The organism is Streptomyces zaomyceticus, from assembly GCF_014656215.1.
Taxonomy (GTDB): domain Bacteria; phylum Actinomycetota; class Actinomycetes; order Streptomycetales; family Streptomycetaceae; genus Streptomyces; species Streptomyces zaomyceticus.
In genome coordinates, this window is the sequence record NZ_BNBZ01000018.1 from 1 (window position 1) to 22,537 (window position 22,537).

Below are 22,537 nucleotides of genomic sequence, written 5' to 3' on the forward strand. Positions count from 1 at the left end.
GCCCTGCCGGCCGTCGCCTCCGCCGAGGCCGCGCCCGAGGCGCAGCCGAGCGGGCGCGGCCGCCGCGCGCTCGCCGCCGCACAGGAGCGGGCGGCCGCTGCCGAGGCCGGTCCGCGTACTCCGTTCGCACTTCCGCCGGCCGAGGCCGACCGCGCTCCCGAGCCGGTCGTCGCCCCGTTCGACGGACCGGTCGACGGACCGTTCGCCATGCCGTTCGCCGGGCCGGGCGGAGCTTCCGTCGCCGGGCCGCTGCCGGTGTCCGACGAGGGCCGGCACGAGGCCGTACGGGGAATCCCGGACGCCGACCACACGCCGCCGCAGGCCCATCCGCACGAGCAGCCGGCGATCGCGCCCGCGCTCCCGCCGGCCGAGCCGACCGGGCGTCGCCGCGCCGTCGCGCCTCCGCCGCCCGAGCAGGACGCGCAGGCGTACCCGGACGCGCAGGTGGGGGCCCCGGCTCGGACGGAGTCGCCGGCGCAGGCGCATTCCGCTCCGCGGCCCGAGCTCCGGAACGGCACCGGTTCCGCGACGGGCACCGGTTCCGTACCGCTGCCGCCCGAGCTGCCCATGCCGAAGGACTCCACCCAGGGACGGGCGTTCAGCGTCCGGACCCTCGGGCAGGGCGTTCCCTTCGTCCCCCCGGCCCCCGTGACCCCTGTGGCCTCCTCGGCCACCGCCACCCTGGCGGCACCTGGCGCCCCTGCGGTCTCGTCCGTCCCCGCGGCCCCCGGCACGCCCTCCAACGGCTCCGGGCGGCGGCGCAAGCTCGCCACCCCGCCGGGCATCGACCCGCCCGTCCCCGCGCCGGCCGACGGCGAGGCCGGGCGGCACCCGCAGACGGAATCCCCGGCCCAGCCCCCGGCGTCGCCGGAGGCCGCGCTCGGTCTCGTGCCCGCCGCTCCCGAGGGCCGCGCGTACGCCATAGGAGCGCCCGCCGAGGGCTCCGACGAGGGCCCCGAGCCGCTCGACGGCCCCGGCGGCGCGGTCGAGGTCGCCAACCGGCCCGCGCCGCGCCCCGTCGACGACGAACTGCCCCCGGAGCCCCTCGACAACCCGCGCCGGCTGCTCGTCTGGCCCGCCCCCGACGTCTCCACCCAACAGGCGCTGAGCGACCGGGGCTACCGGCCCGTGATCGTGCACTCCCGCGAGGAGGTCGACGCCCAGATCGCCGCCTTCCCGGCCGCGCTCTTCGTCGACCCGCTGACCGGCCCCATCACCCGGACCGCGCTCCAGTCGCTCCGTCAGGCCGCCGTGGCGGCCGAGGTGCCCGTGCTGCTCGCGGCCGGGCTCGGGCAGGCGACCCGGGAGGCGGCGTACGGCGCCGATCCGGCCGTACTCCTCAAGGCCCTCGCACCCCGCGACAGCGAACAGCACCCGTCCCGGGTCCTGCTGATCGAGGAGAACGAGCACATCGCGGAGGCGCTCGCGGCCACCCTGGAGCGGCGCGGGATGCAGGTCGCGCGGGCTGCCACGGACACCGAAGCGGTCACGCTGGCCACGCGGACACAGCCGAACCTGGTGGTGATGGACCTGATGCAGGTGCGCCGCCGCCGGGCCGGGATCATCGACTGGCTGCGGGCGAACGGCCAGCTGAACCGCACCCCGCTCGTCGTCTACACCTCGTCCGACCTCGCCGAGGAGGAGCTGCCGCAGCTGTCCTCCGGCGAGACGGTCCTCTTCCTCGCCGAGCGCTCGAACAGCACCGAGGTCCAGGCCCGGATAGTGGACCTGCTCGCGAAGATCGGCACCAACTAGGCGGTCTCCGCCCCCGGGTACGGGGAGGGCTTCGTCGCCGACGGCTGCCACGCGTAGGGAGAGGGCCTCGTCTCCGACGGCTCCGACGGGCGCGGGGAGAGCTTCGTCGCCGACCGCACCCACGGACACGGGGAGGGCTTCGTCGCCGACCGCACCCACAGGTACGGGGAGGGCTTCGTCGCCGAAGCCCTCCCCGTATCCGTCCCTCTTCCGCCGACTGGAACCCGGCCGGAACTCGGCTAGAGCTGGGTCACATCCAGCTCACCCTCCGCGTACTGCCTGCGGATGACCTTCTTGTCGAACTTGCCCACGCTCGTCTTCGGCACCGCCGGCACGATCGCCCAGCGCTCCGGCAGCTGCCACTTGGCGATGCCGCCCTCGTCGGCGAGGAAGGCCTTCAGCGTCTCGTAGTCCGCCGTCGCCCCCTCCTTGAGGACGACGGTCGCCAGCGGGCGCTCGCCCCACTTCTCGTCCGGCACGGCGACGACGGCGGCCTCCGCGACCTCCGGGTGCGCCATGATCGCGTTCTCCAGCTCGACGCTGGAGATCCACTCGCCGCCGGACTTGATGACGTCCTTCGCCCGGTCGGTGAGGGTGAGGAAGCCGTCGGGGCTGATCACACCGACGTCGCCGGTCTTCAGCCAGCCGTCCTCGCTGAACTTGTCCGCCGGCCGGATGGCCTCGGCGTCGATGCCCCCGAAGTACGAGCCCGCGATCCAGGTGCCGCGCACCTCCAGCTCGCCCGCCGACTCGCCGTCCCAGGGCAGGTGTTCGCCGGCGGGACCGACCAGGCGCGCCTCGACACCGGCCGGGAAACGGCCCTGCGTGACGCGGTACGGCCACTCCTCCTCGGCGGTCAGGCCGTGCGGCGGGTGGGCCATCGTGCCCAGCGGGGAGGTCTCGGTCATGCCCCAGGCGTGACAGAGACGGACGCCGAGCCGGTCGTACGCCTCCATGAGCGCGGGCGGACAGGCCGCGCCGCCGATGGTGACCTGGGACATCGAGGAGAGGTCGCGGGGGTTCGCGGTGACCTCGGCGAGCAGGCCCTGCCAGATGGTGGGGACGGCGGCCGCGTGGGTCGGCTTCTCGCGCTCGATCATGTCGGCGAGCGGGGCCGGCTGGAGGAAGCGGTCCGGCATGAGCATGTTGATGCCGGTCATGAAGGTGGCGTGCGGCAGGCCCCAGGCGTTGACGTGGAACTGCGGGACGACGACCAGGGTCGTGTCCTTGGCGGTGAGGCCCATCGACTCGGCCATGTTCACCTGCATCGAGTGCAGGTAGATCGAACGGTGCGAGTAGACGACGCCCTTGGGGTCGCCCGTGGTGCCGGAGGTGTAGCACATGGCGGCGGCCGAACGCTCGTCCAGCTCGGGCCAGTCGTACGTGGTCGGACGGCCGGCGATCAGTTCCTCGTAGTCGTGGACGCGGGGGGCCACGCCGTCCAGGACGGAACGGTCCCCGGGACCCGCGACCACGATGTGCTCGATCGTCGGCAGGTGCGGCAGCAGCGGGGCGAGGAGGGGGAGCAGGGAGCCGTTGACGAGCACGACCCGGTCGGCGGCGTGGTTGACGATCCACACCAGCTGCTCCGGGGGCAGACGGAGGTTGAGGGTGTGCAGGACGGCGCCCATGGAGGGGATCGCGAAGTACGCCTCGACGTGCTCCGAGTTGTTCCACATGAGGGTCGCGATCCGCTGGTCGCCGGTGACCCCGAGTTCGTCGCGCAGGGCGTTGGCCAGCTGGTGTGCGCGTGCTCCGGCCTCCGCGAACGTGCGGCGCTGCGGCTCGGGCTCGCCCGTCCAGGTGGTGATGATCGACTTCCCGTGAATCGTCATCCCGTGCTTGAGGATGCGGCTCACGGTCAGCTGTACGTCCTGCATGGTGCTGTACACGGGGCGTCCTCCCGGTGGGCGCTACGTGGCAGAAAGGGTGTGGAGATTCTGCGCACGTACCGCTCGGTATGTCACTACCCGGGAGTACGTAAATCGCCAGTGATCACTGGCACGAGTGATGCTCTGTGACGGTTCCAGGGGATTCCTGCCGCACGGAAGAGAGCTCCGGGGCGGTTTCCTACCGCACGGGAGTGAGCTCCGGGTCCTCGCGGAGCTTGCCGAGCGCCCTGGACACCGCGCTCTTGACCGTGCCGACGGAGACTCCGAGCACCTCGGCGGTCTGGGCCTCGCTCAGGTCCTCGTAGTACCTGAGGACCACCATCTGACGCTGCCGCTCCGGAAGCTTCAGCACCGCACGCCACATCGCGTCGTGCAGCACCTGCCGCTCGGCCGGGTCCGGCTCCGGGAGACCGGTGGGCTCGGGCAGCTCCTCACAGGCGAACTCGTCGACCTTGCGCTTGCGCCACTGCGACGTGCGGGTGTTCAGCAACGCGCGGCGGACATAGCCGTCCAGGGCGCGGTGGTCCTCGATGCGCTCCCAGGCCACGAAGGTCTTGGCGAGCGCGGTCTGGAGCAGGTCCTCGGCGTCGCAGGGGTTGGCGGTCAGGGAGCGCGCGGTGCGCAGGAGTACGGGCCCACGCGCCCGTACGTACGAGGAGAAGGTCGAGTACGACGCGTACTGCGAGGCACCGGCGCAGACGGGGCCAGAGGGTGGCGGAGTCATGACTCCACGCTAGGAGGCAGGGGTGCCCGGCGGATCGGCCCCAGGTCCCGACCCGCAGTCCGCCTCAGGTTGTAGGGGCGGGGACCGCCCGACCTCCTCTGGGTGGAGAGCCTTCGGGGCGGCGTCAGGGTCGAGGAGGAGGACGAGGACGAGAGGACGGGGAGGGCGCGGAGAGGTGAGGGGGGTGCGGAGGACGGAGGGGCGAGGAGAGCGAGAGGACGAGGAGGCTCGCGTCCTCGTCCTCGACCGCCGGAGGTCCTCCCGTCACGCGGCCGGTCGTGAAGTCACTCGATCACTCGGGCGACGGGCGCGTCCATCGCGTTCCGGTCGATGAGGAGACGGCGCCCGCCGTACGCCTCGGCGACGTTGCCCGCGTACTGGTGGATCCGGGCGTGCGGCATCCAGGCCTGCGCATCCAGCACCGGCTCCGTGTACAGCGCGGGCCGCCCCAGCCAGCGCGCGAACCACATCACCGCCGGCAGATCCGTCGTGCCGGCCCGCCGCGCCGCCTCGATGTCCCGCACCCCCGTGTCGGCACTGCTGTAGTAACCGGGCACGTAGCCGAGGCGCCGCACCTCCCGGCTCCAGGCGCGGACGAACGAGAGGGTGGTCGCGGCGCAGGGCGCGTCATCCGGCCGGTACGCCTCGATGTCGAGGTAGAGCGGGCTGCTCGTCCCCAGGCCGAGAGCCTCCGCCGCCCTCACCGCCTCGCCCCCCTCCTTGGTGCCCAGGCTCGTGGGACTGCCGCTGATGGCGAAGGGCCGCTTGGCCGCGGCGACGACACAGGGCGCCTGGGAGCCGACGAACAGCGGCAGCAGCCGCCAGCCCATGGCGTGGACGGAGGCGACCCAGGCAGGGGTCAGCTCCCTCTGGGTGGGGCAGCCGCGCCCCCGGCCCCCGAAGTAGATCCCCATGGCCCCGTACGGGGAACTGCGCCAGGCCTTCATCACCGTGAGGCTGGGTGCCTCGCAGGTGTCGAAGGCCCGACCTGTGTACTGCACGGGCTCGACAGGGGCGGTGGAACGGCTCGATGTCCCGTCCTCGGCTCCCTGCCGCGCCGCCGAGGCCGGGGCGGGCGCGGTGAGCAGAGCCGCCCCGGCCAGCGCCGCCACCAGGGCGGTGACCACGGTCCGCACCCGGGGTGACGAGGGCGAGGGGGAGGCTGAGGGCGGCGGTGAGGTCGGGGGCGACGGGGGAGGTGCGGATGCCGGTACGGGGACGGGTGCGGGCACGGATGTGACTGCAGGGACGGGTGTGGCCGAGGCTGCGGCCACAGGGGCGGACGCGAGGTCGGGTTCGCGCTCGGGTCGGTGCTCGGGTCCGCGCTCGGGCGGTGCGTGGGTGCTCATGGCGCGAGTGAAGAACCGCGCGCCCCGCCCGGCCACCGCAGGGGCCGTCGCCTCAGCCGTCCGTGCCCAGGATCAACCCGGACGTGGGAACCCCCGTGCCCGCCGTGACCAAGGTCCGCTCCGCCCCGGGTATCTGGTTCACGGAGGTGCCGCGCAGCTGCCGTACCGCCTCCGCTATGCCGTTCATCCCGTGCAGATAGGCCTCACCGAGCTGCCCGCCGTGCGTGTTCAGCGGGAGCGCGTCGGCCGCCACGAAGTCGGCGGCCTCCCCCGGTCCGCAGAAGCCGAACTCCTCCAACTGCATCAGCACGAACGGGGTGAAGTGGTCGTAGAGGATGCCCACGTCGATGTCGGACGGTGCGAGCCCGGAGGTCCGCCAGAGCTGCCGGGCCACCACGCCCATCTCCGGAAGACCTGTCAGGGCGTCCCGGTAGAAGCTGGTCATCGCCTCCTGCTTTCGTCCCGCCCCCTGCGCCGCCGCCAGGATCACGGCGGGCGGACGCCGCAGATCACGCGCGCGCTCGACGGAGGTGACGACGATCGCCTGGCCGCCGTCGGTCTCCTGGCAGCAGTCGAGGAGGCGGAGCGGCTCGACGATCCAGCGCGAGGCCGCGTGGTCGGCGAGCGTGATCGGTTTCCCGTGGAAGTACGCGGCGGGGTTCCGGGCCGCGTGGCGCCGGTCGGTGACGGCCACATGGCCGAAGGCGTCCGGGGTCAGCCCGTAGGTGTGCAGATACCGCTGGGCGATCATCGCGACCCAGGAGGCCGGGGTGAGCAGCCCGAAGGGGAGCTGCCAGCCGAGCGCGGCCCCCTCGGCGGACGGTTCCCGCTGCTGGACCCCGGAGCCGAAGCGCCGCCCGGAGCGCTCGTTGAACGCCCGGTAGCAGACCACCACCTCGGCGACCCCGGCGGCGACGGCCAGCGCGGCCTGCTGCACGGTGGCGCAGGCGGCCCCGCCGCCGTAGTGCACCCGGGAGAAGAAGGACAGCTCACCGATGCCGGACGCCTGGGCGACCGTGATCTCGGGGTTGGTGTCCATGGTGAAGGTGACCATGCCGTCGACGTCGGCGGGGGCGAGCCCGGCGTCGTCGAGGGCCGCCCGCACCGCCTCGACGGCGAGGGAGAGTTCGCTGCGCCCCGAGTCCTTGGAGAACTCGGTGGCACCGATGCCGACGACGGCCGCCCGGCCGCCGAGCCCGTCCCTGGCGCGGAGGCTCATCGCGGCACCTCCACGGTGACCGTCCCGGTGACGTGGTGCCCGATCCCGTTGGCCCCGACGACCCGGACGTGCGCGGTGTCCCCGTCGACGCCGGTGACCGTGCCGGTCAGCACCATGGTGTCGCCGGGGTGATTGGGTGCGCCGAGCCGGATGGCGACCCTGCGGAGGACCGCGCGGGGGCCGAAGTGGTCGGTGATGTACCGGCCGACGAGGCCGTTGGTCGTGAGGATGTTCATGAAGATGTCCGGGGAGCCCTTCTCCCGGGCCAGCTCGGCGTCGTGGTGCACGTCCTGGTAGTCCCTGGAGGCGACGGCCCCGGCGACGATCAGCGTGCGGGTGATCGGGATCGTCAGCGGCGGCAGCTCGTCCCCGGCCTTCATGACAGGTCTCCTTCGGAGAGCAGGTCGCCGAGTTCGGCGAGGAGTTCGGTACCGCAGCCGAGGTAGGCGTCGAGCTGCCGGCCCCACAGGAAGTGCCGGTGGACGGGGTGGTCGAGGTCGGCGCCCATGCCGCCGTGCAGATGCTGCCCGGCGTGCACGACCCGTTTCCCCGCCTCCGAGGCCCACCAGGCGGCGGTGAGCGCCGCGCCGGTGGCGTCCAGGCCCTCGTCGAAGCGCCAGGCGGCCTCGTAGGCGGTGACGCGGATGGCCTCGGTGTCCATATGGGCGTCGGCGGCCCGCAGCTGGACGGCCTGGTGGGTGGAGAGCGGACGGCCGAACTGTTCCCGTACCGAGGTGTACTCCACGGCCCTGGCGAGCGAGCCCGCGCAGACCCCCGCCTGGAGCCCCGCGAAGGCGATCCGGGCGGCGGCGAGCACGTCCGCCCCGGCCGCACCCCCCATGCCACCGCCCCCGGCGCTGTCCCCGGCGCTGTCCCCGTCTCCGTTCCCGGCGCTGTCCCCGTCGACGTCCCCGAGCCGCTCACCCGGTGCGCCGTCGAGGACGAGCCGGCCGGCGGACCAGGGTGCGGTCAGCTCGACGGGATCGACACGGGCCGCGTCCTCGGTGCGGACCAGCCACAGGGTGCCGTTCCCGTCCGGCACCAGGACATGGGTGGCGTCCCTGAGCCACGGCACCCACTCCACGGCCCCGCTGAGCCGCCCGTCGCGCGAGGTGACCGCACCGGGCTCGGGGAACGCTCCCGTCACCACCGTCGTACCGTCGCGGAGGCCCGGCAGGAGCCGGGCGCGCTGCTCCTCCGTACCGTGCCGGGTCACGGCGAGGATCCCGTACACACAGCTCGCCGCGAAGGGCACCTGGGCCGTCACCCGCCCCTGCTCCTCCAGGAGCAGGACCAGGCCGAGCAGTCCGGTCTCCTCGACGGCGCCGGGAAGCCCGGCGGCGCAGAGCGCCTTCCAGAGCTCGGTGTCCGTTCCGCCGCCGGCAGCCCTGAGGCGCTCGTGGGTGGCGAGATCGGCGAAGATGCGGGCGGCCAGCTCCCGGGCCGCCTCCTGCTCCTCGGTGGGGGTGAAGTCCATGTCAGTCCTCCCCTTCCGCGCGGAAGACGGGCAGCTCGAGCTCCTCGTCGGCCCGCAGGAACTCCAGTCGCACCGGCATCCCGATCCGCACCTCGTCGTACGGCACGCCCACCACGTTGCTGATCATCCGTACGCCCTCGGCGAGTTCGATCAGTCCCACCGCGTACGGCCCGCCCGCGGCGGCGGGGTCGTCGCTCGCCGTGAAGGCGGGGAAGGACGGATGGTGCATCACCACGTACGAGAAGACCGTCCCGGCGCCGCTCGCCTCGACCGTGTCCCACTCCCGTGAGCCGCAGTCGGCGCACCCCGGCAGCCAGGGGAAGCGGAGGGTCGCGCAGTCTCCGCAGCGCTGGACGAGCAGCCGGTGCGCGGCCACCCCCTCCCAGAACCCGGCGTTGTCCCGGTTGATCACCGGCCGGGGCCGCCTGACGGGACGGGCCGCGGGCTTCGTGTCGGCGATGTTCGGTGCGGCTGACTTCGTGGTGACGGCCGGTGCGGCGGGCTTCGTGTCGGCGGTCTCCGGGGCCGCGGGCTTCGGGCGCCTGGCCGCGGGGGCGTACTTGAGGATGCGGAAGCGGTGGGTGCCCGCGAGCTCGCCCCCGGCACGGACATCGGTCCGGGTGGTGACGAAGTGCCCCGTCCCGAGCTTGGTGGTCTTGAGCTCCGACACGGACTCGATCACGGTGTCGAAGGTGATCTCGTCGCCGGGCCGCAGCGGCCGCAGGTACTCCTGCTCGCAGTCGGTCGCGACGACCGAGGTGTATCCGGCGCCGTCGAGGAGGGCGAACAGCTCCTCGTGGGCGGAGGAACGGTCCGTGTGACCCGAGAGGCCGCCCATCGTCCAGGCCTGGAGCATCGTCGGCGGCGCGACGGCGTCCGGCCCCCGATAGGCGGGGTGGGCGTCCCCCATGGCCTCGCACCAGTGCCTGATCATGGGCAGGTTGACCGGATCCTTGCCGAGGCCCGCGGTGGCGGCGGCCCGCCCCGCGAACCCCGCGAGGAGCCCGTACAGGCCGTCCGGCGCGCCCCGCGCCCCCGCCGCTCCGTCCCGCTCCGTGAGGGTCATCGCCGCCCCCTCCCCTTCATGCCGAGCCGCATCCTCGCGACGATCTCGCGCTGCACCTCGCTCACCCCTCCCCCGAAGGTGTTGATCTGCGCGGCCCGGTTCATGCGCTCCAGCTCACCGCCGTCGAACTCCCCCGGCGATCCCGCTCGCACCGTCCCCGCCCCACCCGCGATCTCCTGACATATTCGATACACCTCCACCGCCGATTCGGTTCCCACGAACTTCACGCCGCTCGCGTCTCCCGGGGCCAGCCGACCGGCCCCCACATCGCCCACCAAACGCCAGTTCAGCAGGCGTGTCGCCGCCAGCCGGACATGCGCTTCGGCGGCCCGTACCCGAACCCACGGCTCGTCAATACGGCGCCTGCCCGTCACCGGATCGGGGGTACGGGCCCGGTCGAGCACCGCCGCGAAGAAGTCCTCGGCCTGCATGCCGATCGCGGCGAGGGCGACCCGCTCGTGGTTGAGCTGGTTGGTGATGAGCCCCCAGCCCCCGTGTTCGGGCCCGACGAGGTTCCCGGCGGGGACCCGTATCCCGTCGTAGTAGGTGGCCGTGGTCGTCAGGCCTCCGACGGTCGAGATCGGGGTCCAGGAGAATCCGGGGGCATCGGTGGGGACGAGGACGATCGAGATGCCCCGGTGCGGGGGCGCGTCGGGGTCGGTGCGGCAGGCGAGCCAGATCCAGTCGGCGTTCTGGGCGTTGGAGGTGAAGATCTTCTGGCCGTCGATCAGCCAGGAGTCCCCGTCGCGGACCGCCCGTGTCCGGAGGGAGGCGAGGTCCGTGCCGGCCTCGGGCTCGCTGTACCCGATGGCGAAGACGGTCTCGCCGCGGAGGATCCGGGGCAGGAAGAAGGCCTTCTGCTCCTCGGTCCCGTAGGCCATGAGGGTCGGTCCGACGGTGTTCAGGGTGACCATGGAGACGGGGGCGCCGGCCCGGTACGCCTCGTCGAAGAAGACGAACTGCTCGTCGGGGCCGCGGCCCTGTCCGCCGTACTCCTCGGGCCAGCCGAGGCCGAGGAGCCCGTCTGCGCCGATGCGGCGGAGCAGCCGGCGCTGGGCGGCGGTGTCCGTGGCGGGAGGCGGACCGTCGGGCATCACGTCCCGGAAGTACGCGCGGAGTTCGGCGCGCAGCCGCAGCTGCCGCTCGGTCGGGGCGAGGTGCACGGCGACGGCCTCCCGTGGGACGACTGAGGTTTCTGACTGTCCGTCAGATTCAGGACGCCTGTCAAGGTCGGCGACCGACCGCGCGCGCCCGAGCGCACAAGCGCGACGGCCTGTGCGCCGGTGCCGAAGCACCGGCGCACAGGCCGTCGTTCACACCGCGGTCACGCCCCCCGTCGGGCCGGCTGCCGTGCGGGTCGGGTCACCACCACGGGTAGAAGTTGACCACCGGGTTGCTCTGCGCGATGTGGGTGAAGGCGGAGCCGTTCACGCTGGCCGTGTTGTTCTGGTTGGAGGCACCGGAACCGGTCGCCACCTGCTGCGTCGTGGTCGAGTTGCCGAAGTTGTCCCCGCCCACGCCGCTGCCGACGATCGTGGCGACGCTCGTGTTCGATCCGTCGTCCGCGAAACCGCCGTTGTCGGCCTGCGCCACCCCGGCGAAGAGCGCGGCGGCAAGGGGCAGGGCGGCGGCAGCGGCGAGGATGCGGGCGGTACGGATGCTTGCCATGTCTGTTCCTCCGGGAACTGAAAACTGGTGCTCTTGCACGGAACTGCTCCGAAGAGCTCTGGAGTTCTCTGAAATGCTTCTGAAGCGCTCTGAAGTACGGCCGTTTCCGGGGCAGTTGGCCGACCGCCCCGGTCTTTCTGCTCGACGTCGCGAATCCAGAGTTGCCCACCGAATCCCCGGCGAACCACCCCGGAGCGGCCGATTCCCCCGCAAGCGTGAGGACAAGCAGATAAACCCGGTCAGTATGAGGAAAGGACCAGCTCACACGGGCAGAGACAGTTCAGGAGAGACGCATCCCGTGTGCCGCAAGCGAGGAAGCGTTCCGGCAGAATTCCCGCCAATCTGCCCCTCGGGAGAACATGGCGGAGATTCCCCGGAACAGAGAACCGAACGTACGCACAGAGCGGAGCAGGAGTTCGCCTCTCTCTGCTTCCTAGGGAACGTCCCGCTCTCCCACAGCCGCCTCGAACGACGCATAGGCGGACGCGTCGAAGAGCACGAACCTGACCTCGGCCACCTCGGTGGGCGTCGCCCGTACCGTCTCCACGGCGATCCGCGCGCCGTCGTCCATCGGCCAGCCGTAGATCCCGGTGGAGATCGCGGGAAACGCGACCGTACGGTCCCCCAACTCGTCTGCGATCCGCAGGGATTCGCGGTAGCAGGAGGCCAGCAGCTCCGAGCGGTCCGTCTCCCCCGACCAGACCGGACCGACCGTGTGGATCACATGCCTGGCCGGCAGGCGCCCCGCCGTGGTCGCCACGGCCTGCCCGGTCTGCAGCCCCTTGCCGTAGTGCGAGCGGCGCAGCTGCTGACAGGCGGCGAGAATCTCGGGTCCGCCCTTCCGGTGGATGGCCCCGTCGACCCCGCCACCGCCCAGCAGCGAGGAGTTCGCGGCGTTCACGATCGCGTCCGCGGCCTCGACGGTGATGTCCCCCTGCACGAGCACGATCCGCACCACGGCGGAACCCCTTCCTCCGACAGCCCCCTTCGAAGAGTCCATTCAATCCCCCTGGGGTGGCACCGGGAAATCCCCGAGAGACGACATCGGGGCAACCCCGCAGGGCTGCCTCGGCGCAACCCGAAGGGGCGCCCCGGATACGCATCCGGGGCGCCCCTGACGGTCGTTTCGCGCCGCCGTACTACTGCTGGGGCGGGGGCGGGGGCGGCGGCGGAGAGTCCGGGGTCTGCCCCGTCCCTCCCAGCTGCTTCTTGAGCTTCGCCTGGGCGGTGTCGACGTGGCTGCTGTACTTGCCCTGCGTCTTCCCGTCGACGTAGTCACCGGCCTTGTCGACGCCCTTGGAGGCCTGATCCTCGTGGCCCTTCAGCATTCCCTTGAGCTTGTCGAACACAGACATCCTGGCCCTCCTAGCCACTGTTCCAGCCCCTCCAGCATCACGGCACCACCGAAGTCCCGCATCCCGAGCCCCTGCCCATGGGCCGACGCGTTGCGCGGTGTCCCCGGCATGCCCGCCGTGCACGGCTCTGACCAGGTACGCAGGGCCGATCAGGATGAGTAGGCGTACTCAGGTGGCGATCCTCGGCTGCTTCGAGACTGGGCGCAGGTCGAATGAAGCGGAACGGAACGGGGAACGCCATGGTGCGGCGCTGGTCGAAGCCTGAGATGTGGGTGCCCGGTGGATACCTGGCCCTGGTGGTCGCGATGCTGGTCTACATCGCGGTCGGCAGCCGGACGGGCGACATCGGTTTCTTCGGCGTCTGGCCGATCCTCGCCACCGCGCCGGTCAGCCTCCTCCTGCTGAGCGCCTTCGCACCCGCCGCGGACGCCCTGACCGGGTCGGATCCGGTCGTGGAGCCCACCTACGAAGGCTCGCAGCCGCCTCCCGAGCCGCCGCCCACGGAGTTCATCCCGGAGTCCGCCCCGCGCCCCTCGGACTGGGTGGCACCGGACACATCCGTCGACACCACGTTCGACCTATGGGTCGAATTCGGCTTCTACGGTGCGGTCCTGGCCTGCGCCCTCGTCAACGCCGCAGGGATCTGGGCCCTGTTCCGCCACGTGGCGCGGCGGCGCGACGCCAGGAGTGCGCAGGGCTAGCGCCACGATCCTGCTCCACAGACCGCCCCTACGCACCGGTCGGCACCGGGATACAGCCGGTCCGGAGTGAGACAGGGTGAGCACGGAGGGCGGGCCCCCGAATCGGGAGCCCGCCCTCCGACGTGCTGCTTCTCTGACCTGCAAGCGGTGGGTGTGGGATTTGAACCCACGGTGACTCGCGCCACGACGGTTTTCAAGAGAGTGCTGCGGGACTCGCCTTCACCGCGGCTGACCTGGTCATTACCCGCTCCTCGCGCCCCTCGCCGACTCGGGCGGTCCACACCTGGTCCACTGGGTCGGTTCGGTGCTACCTGCCGGCCTGTGAGATCAGCGCTTGAGCGAGGTGGGGAGCAACCTCCGCAGCGCCCACCCCGAGGGCGGCAAGCGTGACGGACTCATCGGGTTCGGTCCGCAGCGGGCGCCTCGCACGCCCAAAGCCCATCGGGTGCGCTGACTGTCGGGACTGCCGTGGGTCAAAGGTGTCGACACTCATGAGTGCCTCGGTCGACACGCCGGCCGCCACCACGATGCGGTCCGTCTGGACGATATTCAGCGCCCCGGAAAACCTCAGTAGGTCGGCGACCTGCTGAGGCAAGGCATCAGGATCCAAAATTGCGCCAAGGCCGTCTCGGGGCAACGTAGCCAGCGTGGAGAGCTGCCCGGTCTTGTACAGACGGCATTCCACGAGCTTGCCCGGCTGAGGTGTGCCCCACGACGGTGGCCGACTGGCGGGAATGCCAACGGCTACGTACTCATCAGACGTGATGGGGTTCAGCGCGACGTCGCCCCCGATCACCCGAGTAGCCCGGATTCGGTCCATCAGCGACGCACTCAGCTGGTCCAGTTCGCGGGCCGAGTAGCCGGGGAAGTCCAGTGGCACGACGTGCAGCTCCAGCACGGAATCGTGGTTGCTGACTCGCTGGGTAGCCGTATCGTCCGAGGTCCAGTGCATGGTCGGTTGCTGTACAAGCTTGGCGAAGGCCAAAGGAGACGCAGCTGACTCCAGCTCCCTGACCTTCTGTACGACTTTATTCATCAACTCCACGGAAGTATGGAAGGAGTCGCGGAACACTCCAGTGGCATAGGCTTCCACGACGCGTACGAACTCGTGTTGATCCGGTTCGAAGACAACGCCTTGCTTGCGGTAGACGATCCTGGGCATGCCTGCTGCCTGTGCAGCCACCCACTCGTCATGCGTGGCCGATTGCCCAGTCTCGGAGAAGACATGGCCGTAGAACGGGCCAAGGAGGAAGAGACATACATCGGCGGTTTCCAGAGCCTTCAAGCACGCCTCCCGGCTGGGGGTGGTCTGGGCGGAGAAGTCCTCGAATCGCACAGGAGTGTGACCCAGCGAGCGAATCAGCCCGTTCAAGGCGTCGCGCTCTTCCTCAAGACCTTTGCGGGCGCTGCTGATGAAGATCTTCACGCTGCGGTGCCTCCACTGCTCCGGGTTCGCCTTCACGACGAAGCGGTTGGCTCATGTGTCTAGTGTGCCGACCCTGGGAAGGAGTTTCCCCATGTCCGACGTTTCAGACGAGGCGATACGCGCTTACTGGAAAGAGCACCGTGAGCAGCTGCGGCAGTGCGAAACCCAACGCTCCACACTGACGAACCTCCTCATCGTCGTTACGGCTGCTCTGAGCGCTCTGATCGTTCAGCAGAAGTTCACGATCAACGTCGTGCCCCTCTGCATCTTCGTCGTGCTGACGGGCGCGTACGGGGCTGTTGCCGTATCCAAGTACTACGAACGTGCCTCCTACCACCTCTCTCAGGCACGGGCATTGACCGCAGACCTGGTGACGCGAGGGGTGTTGGGACCCAAAGAGGGACTCGAGCAAGCGCGTGGGGAGCACAACCGCAGGTTTCCTCGGCTGCACCGAGTCCGACTGCACCGCCTTTGGGTGGTGCTGCACCTGGCCATCGCTCTCTACGGCGTGTGCCTTTTCTGCGTGTGCGTGGCGGTGGCCTGAGGGAAAGAAGGCGTCGAGGATCGAATGCGCCGCTGGCCTCCTGGACGACCTCGTCAGTCGGCAGCACCCCGACGGTCTCCGGCCAGGGGGCGTTCTTCCACAGGTTGCCTGTCTGCGCTCCCAGTAGTAGCCCTGATCCTCAAAGCCCTTCCGCCGTCGCGCATCGGACGCCCCGCTGACAGGTACCGAGATACCCCACTTCGACCCGCCCGTAGGTCGGCCCTTGCCACACGCAGCTCTGCCGGAACAGCCTAGAGCTCATAGCGGCGGCTGACATCCCGCTATTCGTCAGCCTGACGCGAGTCCTGGCCGAACCCCGCCCTGGCCACCTCCCTCTCTGCGATGCTGGAGGTCGATCGAGAGGGGCCGCAGCGATGCAGTGGAAGATCCACGGGGAACGTCCGATCTACGAGAACAGCTGGGTGAACCTGTGGCTCACCGACGTCGAGACGCCGGACGGGAACCGCTGGGAACACCACGTCGTCAAGCTGCGGCATCTGGCCGTGGCTGCCGTCGTCAACGAGCGGCGCGAGGTCCTGATGATGTGGCGGCACCGCTTCATCACGGACGCGTGGGCGTGGGAGTTGCCCATGGGTCTGGTGGAGGAGGGCGAGACGCCGGCCGATGCGGCGGCCCGTGAGGTGCTGGAGGAGACCGGCTGGCGGCCCGGCCCGATCACACCCCTCATCTACGCCGAGCCTGCCAACGGCATCACCGACTCCCAGCACCACGTCTTCCGGGCCGACGGAGCGACGTACGAGGGCCCGCCGACCGAGAAGAACGAGTCGGACCGGATCGAGTGGATCCCGCTGGCCGACGTACGAGGCATGATCGACCGCCGCGAGATCGTCAGCAGTGGCTCTCTGGTCGGGCTGCTCTACGTGCTCATGGACGAGGCGATCCGCTGACCTGACGGGGCAGCACTTCCCGGAGCCGGGACTCGAACGCCACCGCGGCCGGTTCCCGACGGAAGGGCTCCAGCTGCTCGTAGAACTCCCGAAGGTGGCCGGCGACTCGTTGTGAGCTAACGGCCGCCGCCGGGACCAGGGCGTCCATGGCCGTGTGGCACGCCTCGTCGAGTTTGCCGCGCTGGAGCTGGGTGCGGGCGAGCCAGAAGGCGTGGAAGGCGCGGCCTCGGTGGTTCGTCTGGTGTTCTCGGCGGAGGGCGTCCGCGATGAGGGGCTCGGCGAGGGCGGCTTCGCCCAGGCGGCCGTGCGCGATGCCGGTGTCCACGATCAGCTTCGGTTCGTCGAAGTAGGCGACCCATGCCGGGTCCGGATCGCTGGCGCCGATCCGTCCGAACTGGGTGTGGGCTTCCGAAATCGCGGTGTGGGTCGCGCCGTGGTTGCCGAGGGTGGCGTGGGCGAAGGCTTCGCGCATTGCGAGCATGGCCAGCACACGCGGTGTCGTCCCCGCGGCCGCTCGGGCCTGGTCCTGGGCGGCCGTGACGAGTGCGAGGGCGTCGCCGGGCTTGTCCTGGTAGGTGGCCTGGAGACTCATGCAGGCGAGGACGTTGGCCATGAACTGGCGGTCGTCGATGGCCTTGGCCAGGCCGAGGGATTCGGTGAAGTAGGCGCGTGCCTGGTTGTACTGGCGGGCGTCGAAGTAGGTCCATCCTGTGAGCCGGGCCAGCTCGGCCGCGATGCTGTGCAGGCCGTCCCGCAGAGGAGCCGGGCTCTGTTCCTTGAGGAGATCGACGACGTAGCGGAGCTGGCCGACGACCGCCGGCCGTAAGGTCTCGCCGCCGTGCTCGTCGTCCCGGCGCCAGTAGTCCGCGATCGACGAGTGCAGAGCGTCCAGCGTCGACGCGCTGAGATCCCGCTCGGCCGCCAGGGCGAGGATGCTATCGACGTCCGCCCCCGGCAGTCCGGCGACAAGCGGTTCGACGGCTGAGGCCGGCACCTCGGCCGGTTGGCGGGGCGTGACCGTCAAGCTGGGCGGCGTCTCCCAGGAGCGTCGGGCAAGTCCGAGCATGTGCCCGGGGATGCGCAGTCCGTCAGAGATCCGTTCGATCACGTCCATGTGCAGCAACTGCCGCCGTCCGGCGATCACTTCGCCCACGCGGCTCGGGGTCAGGTCGCAGCGGCGCGCGATCATCGACGGATAGATGCCTGCTCGTGCCTTGACCAGCTGAAAGATGCGGCCGAAGTCTCTGGCCTGGCATGCCTCGATCATCACTGGGTCCGTGAGCAGGCTGACCGGGAGTTCCTTCGAGCGAGATGGCTCGGGCATTGGGCACGCTCCGGCATGAGGACTACGGATCGCTGCACTTGGTCAACCGAGGGTGATGTTACCCAAGTTGGGTAATCCGCTTGGCCTTTCTGGCCGGGCCCGCGGATCGCGATGCTCCTGACCATGGCGAACGGACAGGACGACGTACAGATGACGCTGCGGGTCTCCCGCGACTCCGGCCAGACGTGGGGACCTCTCACGGAGGTACGCGTGGGCAAGGACCCGGTGGTCCCGGAGAACCCGGGCCGCTACCCGCCGTGCGTCTGCCCCCGGTGCTCACAGCAGGCCCGGAACGCCGTCGCATCCTTCCGGATGGTGTCGTGATGCGGTGCGTGCACTGGCGCCGGGTGTCCCTCGACCTGGCACGAGAAGCGCGGGAGAAGTCGGCCGCCACGTACATCGACAGGGCAGTGCAGTGCCAGCTGTCCGCGCACGACGAGGGTGAGCACTTCGGTCTCCTCACCGACGCCGGTGCGTACGGGACCGCGCTGTGGCTCCGCTGGCACGGGACGGACGAGGCGGAACTTGTCGTACTGCCGGACTGCCCGGTGGCCGCCCCGGGGCCCGACGGTGAGGGCTGCTGTCTGTTCGCCGACCACGCCAAGCAGCACACCTGGGAAGACGCCCTGGAGGAGGTCTCGTGCACCAGCTGATCGCGAGCCCGCACAAGACCCGGCGCCCTCGCTCGCCTCGCAACGAACAGTGCGGGGACTGCGGTGGCAGCGGTGCCAACTCGTCCGGCAAGACCTGCGGCACCTGCAACGGCCTGGGCGAGATCCACTGCCGCGCCGGCCGCCAGGAGTCCCGTGTGCTGTCCCGCTCCGTGATCCGGAAGGAGGGCCACCGATGGCCCACGCTCTGATCGCCTCCCCGTTCCTCGACGGACACCTTCTCCTCAAGCCGGGAGCAAGGGCCGGCGCCCGAATCTCCGCCGACCACTTCGAGGGCCTGCGCCAGGCCGCCACGGATGGTCAGTCGCTTCCCGCCTGGGCGGTGCAGACCGCCGCCGACGTGTGGGGCCTGGACCTGGGCGGACGGACCACGCAAGGCACAGTTCTGGTACGCGAGCCATCCCCGTACGGCTACTGCCGGGCGTCCTGGGAGATCAACCTCGGCTGCAACTTCGGCTGCAAGCACTGCTACCTCGGCGAGCGCCCGTTCTCCGGCCTCGGCTGGGAGGACAAGGTGCGGCTGTTGGACATCATGCGCGAGGCGGGTGTCCTGTGGCTTCAGATCACCGGCGGCGAGCCCACCATGGATCCCCATTTCCAGGGCGCCTACCGGTACGCCTGGCAGGCCGGGATGATGCTCACCATCTCGACGAACGGCTCGCTGCTCTGGCGGCCGGACCTCCTCAAGCTCTTCCGGGACTGCCCGCCCTACCGGCTGGTGGTCAGCATGTACGGGGCGAGCGAGGAGTCCTTCGACACGCTCACCCAGCGCCGCGGGGCGTGGAAGGCGTTCCGGCGCGGGATGGACGCAGCACGCGAGGCGGGCCTGCCTCTGCGGATCAACGTCGTGGTGACCGAAGACAACGCCTCCGAGGCCGACCAGATGGCCGCCCTCGCCGAGGAGTGGAACGTCGAGAACCACGCGTACACGAACATGACGCCCACAATCTACGGCGGCGGTGAACCGCTGCTCGCGCAGTCCGCCGCCCACCTGCGGCAGCGCAAGCCGTTCGCCGGCTGCAACGCGGGACACACCTTCTTCCACGCCGACCCACACGCCAAGGTCTCGATCTGCAAGGTCGGCCGCGACGACCAGATCGACCTGATGGCCGAAGGCATCGACGGCCTCGCCCGGCTCGGCACCATCGCCGACCGCCTCATGCTTCGCACCGGTGGGTGCGAAGGCTGCGCCCTGTCCGGCACCTGCCGGGTCTGCCGCCCCCTGGCCAAGCACTACCAGGAAGCGAAGGCGCCGCTGCACAGCTACTGCCAGCACGGAGACAAGGAGAACGCCTCATGACCCCGCCCGTACCGGTGACCATGCTCCCCGGCCCGCCGGCCTCGGCCCGCCGCGCCGCCCCGCCCGTCGCGACTGCGTCGATCACCGCCGTCCAGGACCTCGACGTGATCGTGGAGAGCGCGGAGTGCTCCTGCGACGCCGGGGACGACAACCCCCACTGACCGACACGATCCGGTCAACTCCGCTCAGGCCCCGGCGTGCTCGCGTCGGGGCCTGAGCCCTGACCGGCCCACCGCTAGGGTGCCGCACATGTTCTTCCGCTGGGACTGGCTTCGACCCCAACTGACCGCGCCGATCGTGCCGACTCTTGGTCCTGTCCACCCCGATGCCCTGACCGTCGGCCTCTTCGAGGACACCCTGCGAGCAGCCGACACCGGGGACTTCCTGCCCTACGACAAGGACCGGCGTTGGGGCGGTGAGAAGGACGAGAAAGTCCTCCGCGAGGACGTGGTCCACCAGCCCGAGCGCACCCTCATCCCCACCCTGACCCAGCGCGGACGCGGCACTGTGAAGGTCTTCGCCTATGGGCTCCCCGACAGCGTCGTGGATGAGGCCGCCGAGCTGGCCGCCAAGCTCGCCGCCGCGCACGACGTGGCGGGTGCCCGGGTCGTACGCCCCCTTGGTCCTGAGACCGCACACCCGCGCGGCACCCGCATCCAGCTGAAAGACTTCACCACCGCCCCCTGCCCCGCCCCCGATGGCCCGGTCCGGCCCGTCACCGCCTGGCCGACCGCTGTGCAGGACACCTTCGCCCCATTCGCCGAGGCCATGACGGGCGATGGCCTGGCCTTCCTCCACACTCAGATGCAGGCCGGCCGGTGCGGCCCGGTCCTTGCCGCCGCCATCGAGGACCGCATCGTGGGCGCAATCGGCCCCATGGAAGTACGCCCCGACGCAATCGGCTGCCCCCAGCTCATGCCCCAGTACTTCGCCGTCCTGCCCGAGACCCGAGGCCAGGGCCTCGGGCGCCTCCTGTGGCGGGCCGCGATGCACTGGGGCCAGACCCACGGAGCCGCCTACCAGCTCCTCCAGACCGAGGTCGACGGCCCCTCAGACCGGCTGTGTCAATCCGAAGGACTGGCCTCCCTCGGCTTCAACCACACCACGTCCGCGTAGCTCCGGACCGCGTCACCTTCCCTGGTCAGCTGCCCTGTGCCGTTGGCGACCTCAGCCACAGAAAGTCAGCCACGACGGCGGGTGCGCCGACCGACCACCCGCCACGTGTGTCTCCAGCGACCACCCACCGGCCCCAGCCACGCTTCCCCACTCCGTCACGGCCTCGGCCACGTTGCAGCCTGAGCGCTGCCGTCCGCCTCGCCTGACGGATGGGCAGGAGGCCGACCGCCTGGGTCACGGCTGGTTGAACGGCAATCCGCGGTGCCCGGTGTGGACTTGGCATGCATCCCGCTTCTGCTGGCCGTGCTCGCCGTGGGGTGGCTGTCGGGGTTCTTCGCGGGTCTGGCTGCCCGCTCCTCGGGCTTTTGCGGCGCGAGTGGGCGGGGGCCGTCGCGGGCGGTGGCGGAGACATGGAGCCAGCGGCGGCCTGGGGCCGCCGCGCCGCGCGGCCCGCGCCAGCGGGCCGCCTTGATCCAGTAAAGAAACTTTGGACAGCTCACTCCTTCGGCCGCTTCGGCCGGTAGGTAGTGGGCTGTTTTGGCATGTCATGCCCCGTTCTCCTAGCGATCCAGTCGTTTCACACCGGTCTGTTCGCCGTATCGCCGAAATCTATCCACAGGCTCCCTGCGGTCTGATGTTCCTACTGGAAGTTGCCCACAGGCAGGAGGCGTACGACGTGAAAATTCAGGCGAGATGTCTGGTTTGGCTTATTTCACGCCATCACGCCGGAGATCTCGGAGCAGAGAGGGGGGCGTGATGCACGCCACTCATGCCGCTGTCACACGAGCGCATCTTTTCGCACCTGTAGCAGATGACGGGGGCGCCAGCTCGGCGGCTCCTACGAGGCGATCTATGAACTCGGAATTCCCGGATTCTCCGGATGATCGCGACGTGAGGGTGGAGCGAAAGGAGACAGCGGTGGCAGACCAGATGTGCAGCCCGGGGAGGGTTCGCCCTGACCGCCTCGCGGGATGTGATGCCGTATCGGGTGCTCGTGGGGCGGGCGTTGCGGCAATGCATTCCCGTGGGGCGGGAGTTCCCAGATTCGGGGGTCGAGCAATCCGCAGGGATGTTGCAGGGTTGGCCAGGTCCTACGGCCTGTGGGCTGCGCCGCCCACGGTCAACCTCTCCGCAGGGTGCCCCATGGCCGGCGCCCCCATCCCAGGATCCACCACGGAAGGGGAGGCTGGATCGTGGCGCAACTACCCCTAATTAGCGGGGAATTTGGAAACCCCCGCAGTGATGGATGGGCGCCACCGCGGGGTCCTGTCCGGCCGGAAATACCGCACACGCGCAACAGGAACGGGGTGGGCATGAACGACTGGGAACAGCAGGCGATAGCCGGGTATCTGTTTCAGCTGGGCGAGCGGGTGGAGCGCTTGTCTCAGTTGGCGGAAGAGGTGGCGACCGTGCTGGGTGCTATGACGGGTCCGGCTTCTGTACTGCCTCAAGAACCTGCTGGAAAAGCTGCGTGAGCTGGTCCACCTGGTGCGTGAGGTTCTCTACCTGTTGGGCCAGGGCGTTGAACTCCGGGCTGGCGTCCGGCCGGGTCAGCGTTCCCGGCTCGCGGGTGGCAGGTGATTCCGCAAGGCTCTGCGGGGTTGCCTCCGCCTCGCCTGAGGTCTGAGGCCCGGGGTTCGGCTCGCGCCTGAGTAGGTCGCGTAGCGAGGGCGGGCTTCCGGGGCCGCCCCACACTTCTTTGCGGCCGATCTGCGTCGTATACCAGGCGGGAGGGATGTAGTCGGGCGCTGGATCACCTGGATGCTCGGCATCGCCGGCCCCCTCGCCCTGAGGCGAGAGGACGTAGCTGCCCCGGCCCTGCACGGTGTGGATCAGGCCCTCGTCCCGCAGGACGCGCAGTGCGCTGCGGGCGGTCATGTTGGCGACCTCGAAACGTTCTTGCAGCTCACGGTGTGACGGGAGCTGCTGGCCGGGCTGCAGGACACCCCGCTCGATCTCGTCGCGCAGCACGTCCGCCATCCGCTTGTAGGGCGGGCGCGTGTCGCTGGAGGGCCGTTTCGTCATGGATCCAGAGTAGCGGC

At 70.4% G+C, this 22,537-nt stretch carries 23 protein-coding genes and 1 pseudogene; 10 read left to right on the plus strand and 14 right to left on the minus strand.

What is annotated here, in order from left to right; translation table 11 throughout:
* Nucleotides 1–1,755, plus strand: a pseudogene (locus IE311_RS22530) (PAS domain S-box protein); the annotation flags it as partial.
* 239 nt (nt 1,756–1,994) lie between these two features.
* Here the strand turns inward: IE311_RS22530 and IE311_RS22535 are convergent.
* The 11 genes from IE311_RS22535 to IE311_RS22585 all read right to left on the minus strand — a co-directional run bounded on the left by IE311_RS22535 (nt 1,995) and on the right by IE311_RS22585 (nt 12,505).
* Complete coding sequence (locus tag IE311_RS22535; RefSeq protein ID WP_189833593.1) at nt 1,995–3,647, minus strand: long-chain fatty acid--CoA ligase; 1,653 nt, start codon at nt 3,645–3,647, stop codon at nt 1,995–1,997.
* A gap of 178 nt (nt 3,648–3,825) precedes the next feature.
* On the minus strand, nt 3,826–4,371 hold the full coding sequence (locus IE311_RS22540) for a SigE family RNA polymerase sigma factor (RefSeq protein ID WP_189833594.1): 546 nt from the start codon (nt 4,369–4,371) through the stop codon (nt 3,826–3,828).
* 284 nt (nt 4,372–4,655) lie between these two features.
* On the minus strand, nt 4,656–5,498 hold the full coding sequence (locus IE311_RS22545) for a DUF1906 domain-containing protein (RefSeq protein WP_229902086.1): 843 nt from the start codon (nt 5,496–5,498) through the stop codon (nt 4,656–4,658).
* A 274-nt stretch (nt 5,499–5,772) separates the two neighbouring features.
* The gene (locus IE311_RS22550; protein WP_189833596.1) at nt 5,773–6,939 is read right to left on the minus strand and encodes a lipid-transfer protein; all 1,167 of its coding nucleotides are present in this window, start codon (nt 6,937–6,939) and stop codon (nt 5,773–5,775) included.
* Entirely contained in the window at nt 6,936–7,319 is a 384-nt protein-coding gene (locus tag IE311_RS22555) for a MaoC family dehydratase (RefSeq protein WP_189833597.1), read from the minus strand. Before IE311_RS22555 ends, IE311_RS22550 begins: the two co-directional genes overlap by 4 nt.
* Entirely contained in the window at nt 7,316–8,416 is a 1,101-nt protein-coding gene (locus IE311_RS22560; RefSeq protein WP_189833598.1) for an acyl-CoA dehydrogenase family protein, read from the minus strand. Before IE311_RS22560 ends, IE311_RS22555 begins: the two co-directional genes overlap by 4 nt.
* A gap of 1 nt (nt 8,417) precedes the next feature.
* Nucleotides 8,418–9,482 (minus strand): bifunctional MaoC family dehydratase N-terminal/OB-fold nucleic acid binding domain-containing protein, encoded by a 1,065-nt coding sequence (locus IE311_RS22565; protein WP_189833599.1) that lies wholly within the window; start codon nt 9,480–9,482, stop codon nt 8,418–8,420.
* Complete coding sequence (locus tag IE311_RS22570; RefSeq protein ID WP_189833600.1) at nt 9,479–10,645, minus strand: acyl-CoA dehydrogenase family protein; 1,167 nt, start codon at nt 10,643–10,645, stop codon at nt 9,479–9,481. Before IE311_RS22570 ends, IE311_RS22565 begins: the two co-directional genes overlap by 4 nt.
* A 199-nt stretch (nt 10,646–10,844) precedes the next feature.
* On the minus strand, nt 10,845–11,150 hold the full coding sequence (locus IE311_RS22575) for a hypothetical protein (RefSeq protein ID WP_189833601.1): 306 nt from the start codon (nt 11,148–11,150) through the stop codon (nt 10,845–10,847).
* 433 nt (nt 11,151–11,583) lie between these two features.
* Nucleotides 11,584–12,108 (minus strand): O-acetyl-ADP-ribose deacetylase, encoded by a 525-nt coding sequence (locus IE311_RS22580; RefSeq protein ID WP_189833602.1) that lies wholly within the window; start codon nt 12,106–12,108, stop codon nt 11,584–11,586.
* Nucleotides 12,109–12,289: 181 nt separating this feature from the next.
* Nucleotides 12,290–12,505 (minus strand): antitoxin, encoded by a 216-nt coding sequence (locus IE311_RS22585; protein WP_189833603.1) that lies wholly within the window; start codon nt 12,503–12,505, stop codon nt 12,290–12,292.
* A gap of 212 nt (nt 12,506–12,717) precedes the next feature.
* On the opposite strand from IE311_RS22585, the gene IE311_RS22590 reads away from it, so the two are divergent.
* Nucleotides 12,718–13,206, plus strand: a complete 489-nt coding sequence (locus IE311_RS22590; RefSeq protein ID WP_189833604.1) for an SCO4225 family membrane protein — start codon at nt 12,718–12,720, stop codon at nt 13,204–13,206.
* Between the two features lie 307 nt (nt 13,207–13,513).
* Here IE311_RS22590 and IE311_RS22595 read toward each other — a convergent pair whose 3' ends face one another.
* Nucleotides 13,514–14,632 (minus strand): DUF4062 domain-containing protein, encoded by a 1,119-nt coding sequence (locus IE311_RS22595; protein ID WP_189833605.1) that lies wholly within the window; start codon nt 14,630–14,632, stop codon nt 13,514–13,516.
* A gap of 91 nt (nt 14,633–14,723) precedes the next feature.
* Here IE311_RS22595 and IE311_RS22600 point away from each other — a divergent pair, with 91 nt between their 5' ends.
* Nucleotides 14,724–15,176, plus strand: coding sequence for a hypothetical protein (locus IE311_RS22600; protein ID WP_189833606.1), 453 nt, complete (start codon nt 14,724–14,726; stop codon nt 15,174–15,176).
* Nucleotides 15,177–15,550: 374 nt separating this feature from the next.
* Complete coding sequence (locus tag IE311_RS22605; protein ID WP_030115012.1) at nt 15,551–16,084, plus strand: NUDIX hydrolase; 534 nt, start codon at nt 15,551–15,553, stop codon at nt 16,082–16,084.
* Here IE311_RS22605 and IE311_RS22610 read toward each other — a convergent pair.
* Nucleotides 16,062–17,408, minus strand: a complete 1,347-nt coding sequence (locus tag IE311_RS22610; protein ID WP_189833607.1) for a hypothetical protein — start codon at nt 17,406–17,408, stop codon at nt 16,062–16,064. The two genes, IE311_RS22605 and IE311_RS22610, sit on opposite strands and share 23 nt — an antisense overlap.
* Nucleotides 17,409–17,531: 123 nt before the next feature.
* Here IE311_RS22610 and IE311_RS22615 point away from each other — a divergent pair, with 123 nt between their 5' ends.
* The 6 genes from IE311_RS22615 to IE311_RS22640 all read left to right on the plus strand — a co-directional run bounded on the left by IE311_RS22615 (nt 17,532) and on the right by IE311_RS22640 (nt 20,495).
* On the plus strand, nt 17,532–17,732 hold the full coding sequence (locus IE311_RS22615; RefSeq protein ID WP_229902087.1) for a hypothetical protein: 201 nt from the start codon (nt 17,532–17,534) through the stop codon (nt 17,730–17,732).
* The gene (locus tag IE311_RS22620) at nt 17,732–18,061 is read left to right on the plus strand and encodes a hypothetical protein (protein ID WP_189833609.1); all 330 of its coding nucleotides are present in this window, start codon (nt 17,732–17,734) and stop codon (nt 18,059–18,061) included. The genes IE311_RS22615 and IE311_RS22620 overlap by 1 nt, the downstream gene beginning before the upstream one ends.
* Nucleotides 18,049–18,270: a hypothetical protein gene (locus IE311_RS22625; RefSeq protein ID WP_189833610.1), complete on the plus strand. Its 222-nt coding sequence runs from the start codon at nt 18,049–18,051 to the stop codon at nt 18,268–18,270. The genes IE311_RS22620 and IE311_RS22625 overlap by 13 nt, the downstream gene beginning before the upstream one ends.
* Complete coding sequence (locus IE311_RS22630; RefSeq protein ID WP_189833611.1) at nt 18,255–19,379, plus strand: radical SAM protein; 1,125 nt, start codon at nt 18,255–18,257, stop codon at nt 19,377–19,379. The genes IE311_RS22625 and IE311_RS22630 overlap by 16 nt, the downstream gene beginning before the upstream one ends.
* Nucleotides 19,376–19,540 (plus strand): hypothetical protein, encoded by a 165-nt coding sequence (locus IE311_RS22635; RefSeq protein WP_189833612.1) that lies wholly within the window; start codon nt 19,376–19,378, stop codon nt 19,538–19,540. Before IE311_RS22630 ends, IE311_RS22635 begins: the two co-directional genes overlap by 4 nt.
* Nucleotides 19,541–19,628: 88 nt before the next feature.
* On the plus strand, nt 19,629–20,495 hold the full coding sequence (locus tag IE311_RS22640; RefSeq protein WP_189833613.1) for a GNAT family N-acetyltransferase: 867 nt from the start codon (nt 19,629–19,631) through the stop codon (nt 20,493–20,495).
* 1,419 nt (nt 20,496–21,914) lie between these two features.
* On the opposite strand, the gene IE311_RS22645 is transcribed toward IE311_RS22640, so the two are convergent.
* Nucleotides 21,915–22,520 carry a GntR family transcriptional regulator gene (locus IE311_RS22645; protein WP_189833614.1) on the minus strand — a complete coding sequence of 202 codons (606 nt, stop codon included), beginning with the start codon at nt 22,518–22,520 and terminating at the stop codon, nt 21,915–21,917.
* Nucleotides 22,521–22,537: the final 17 nt, after the last annotated feature.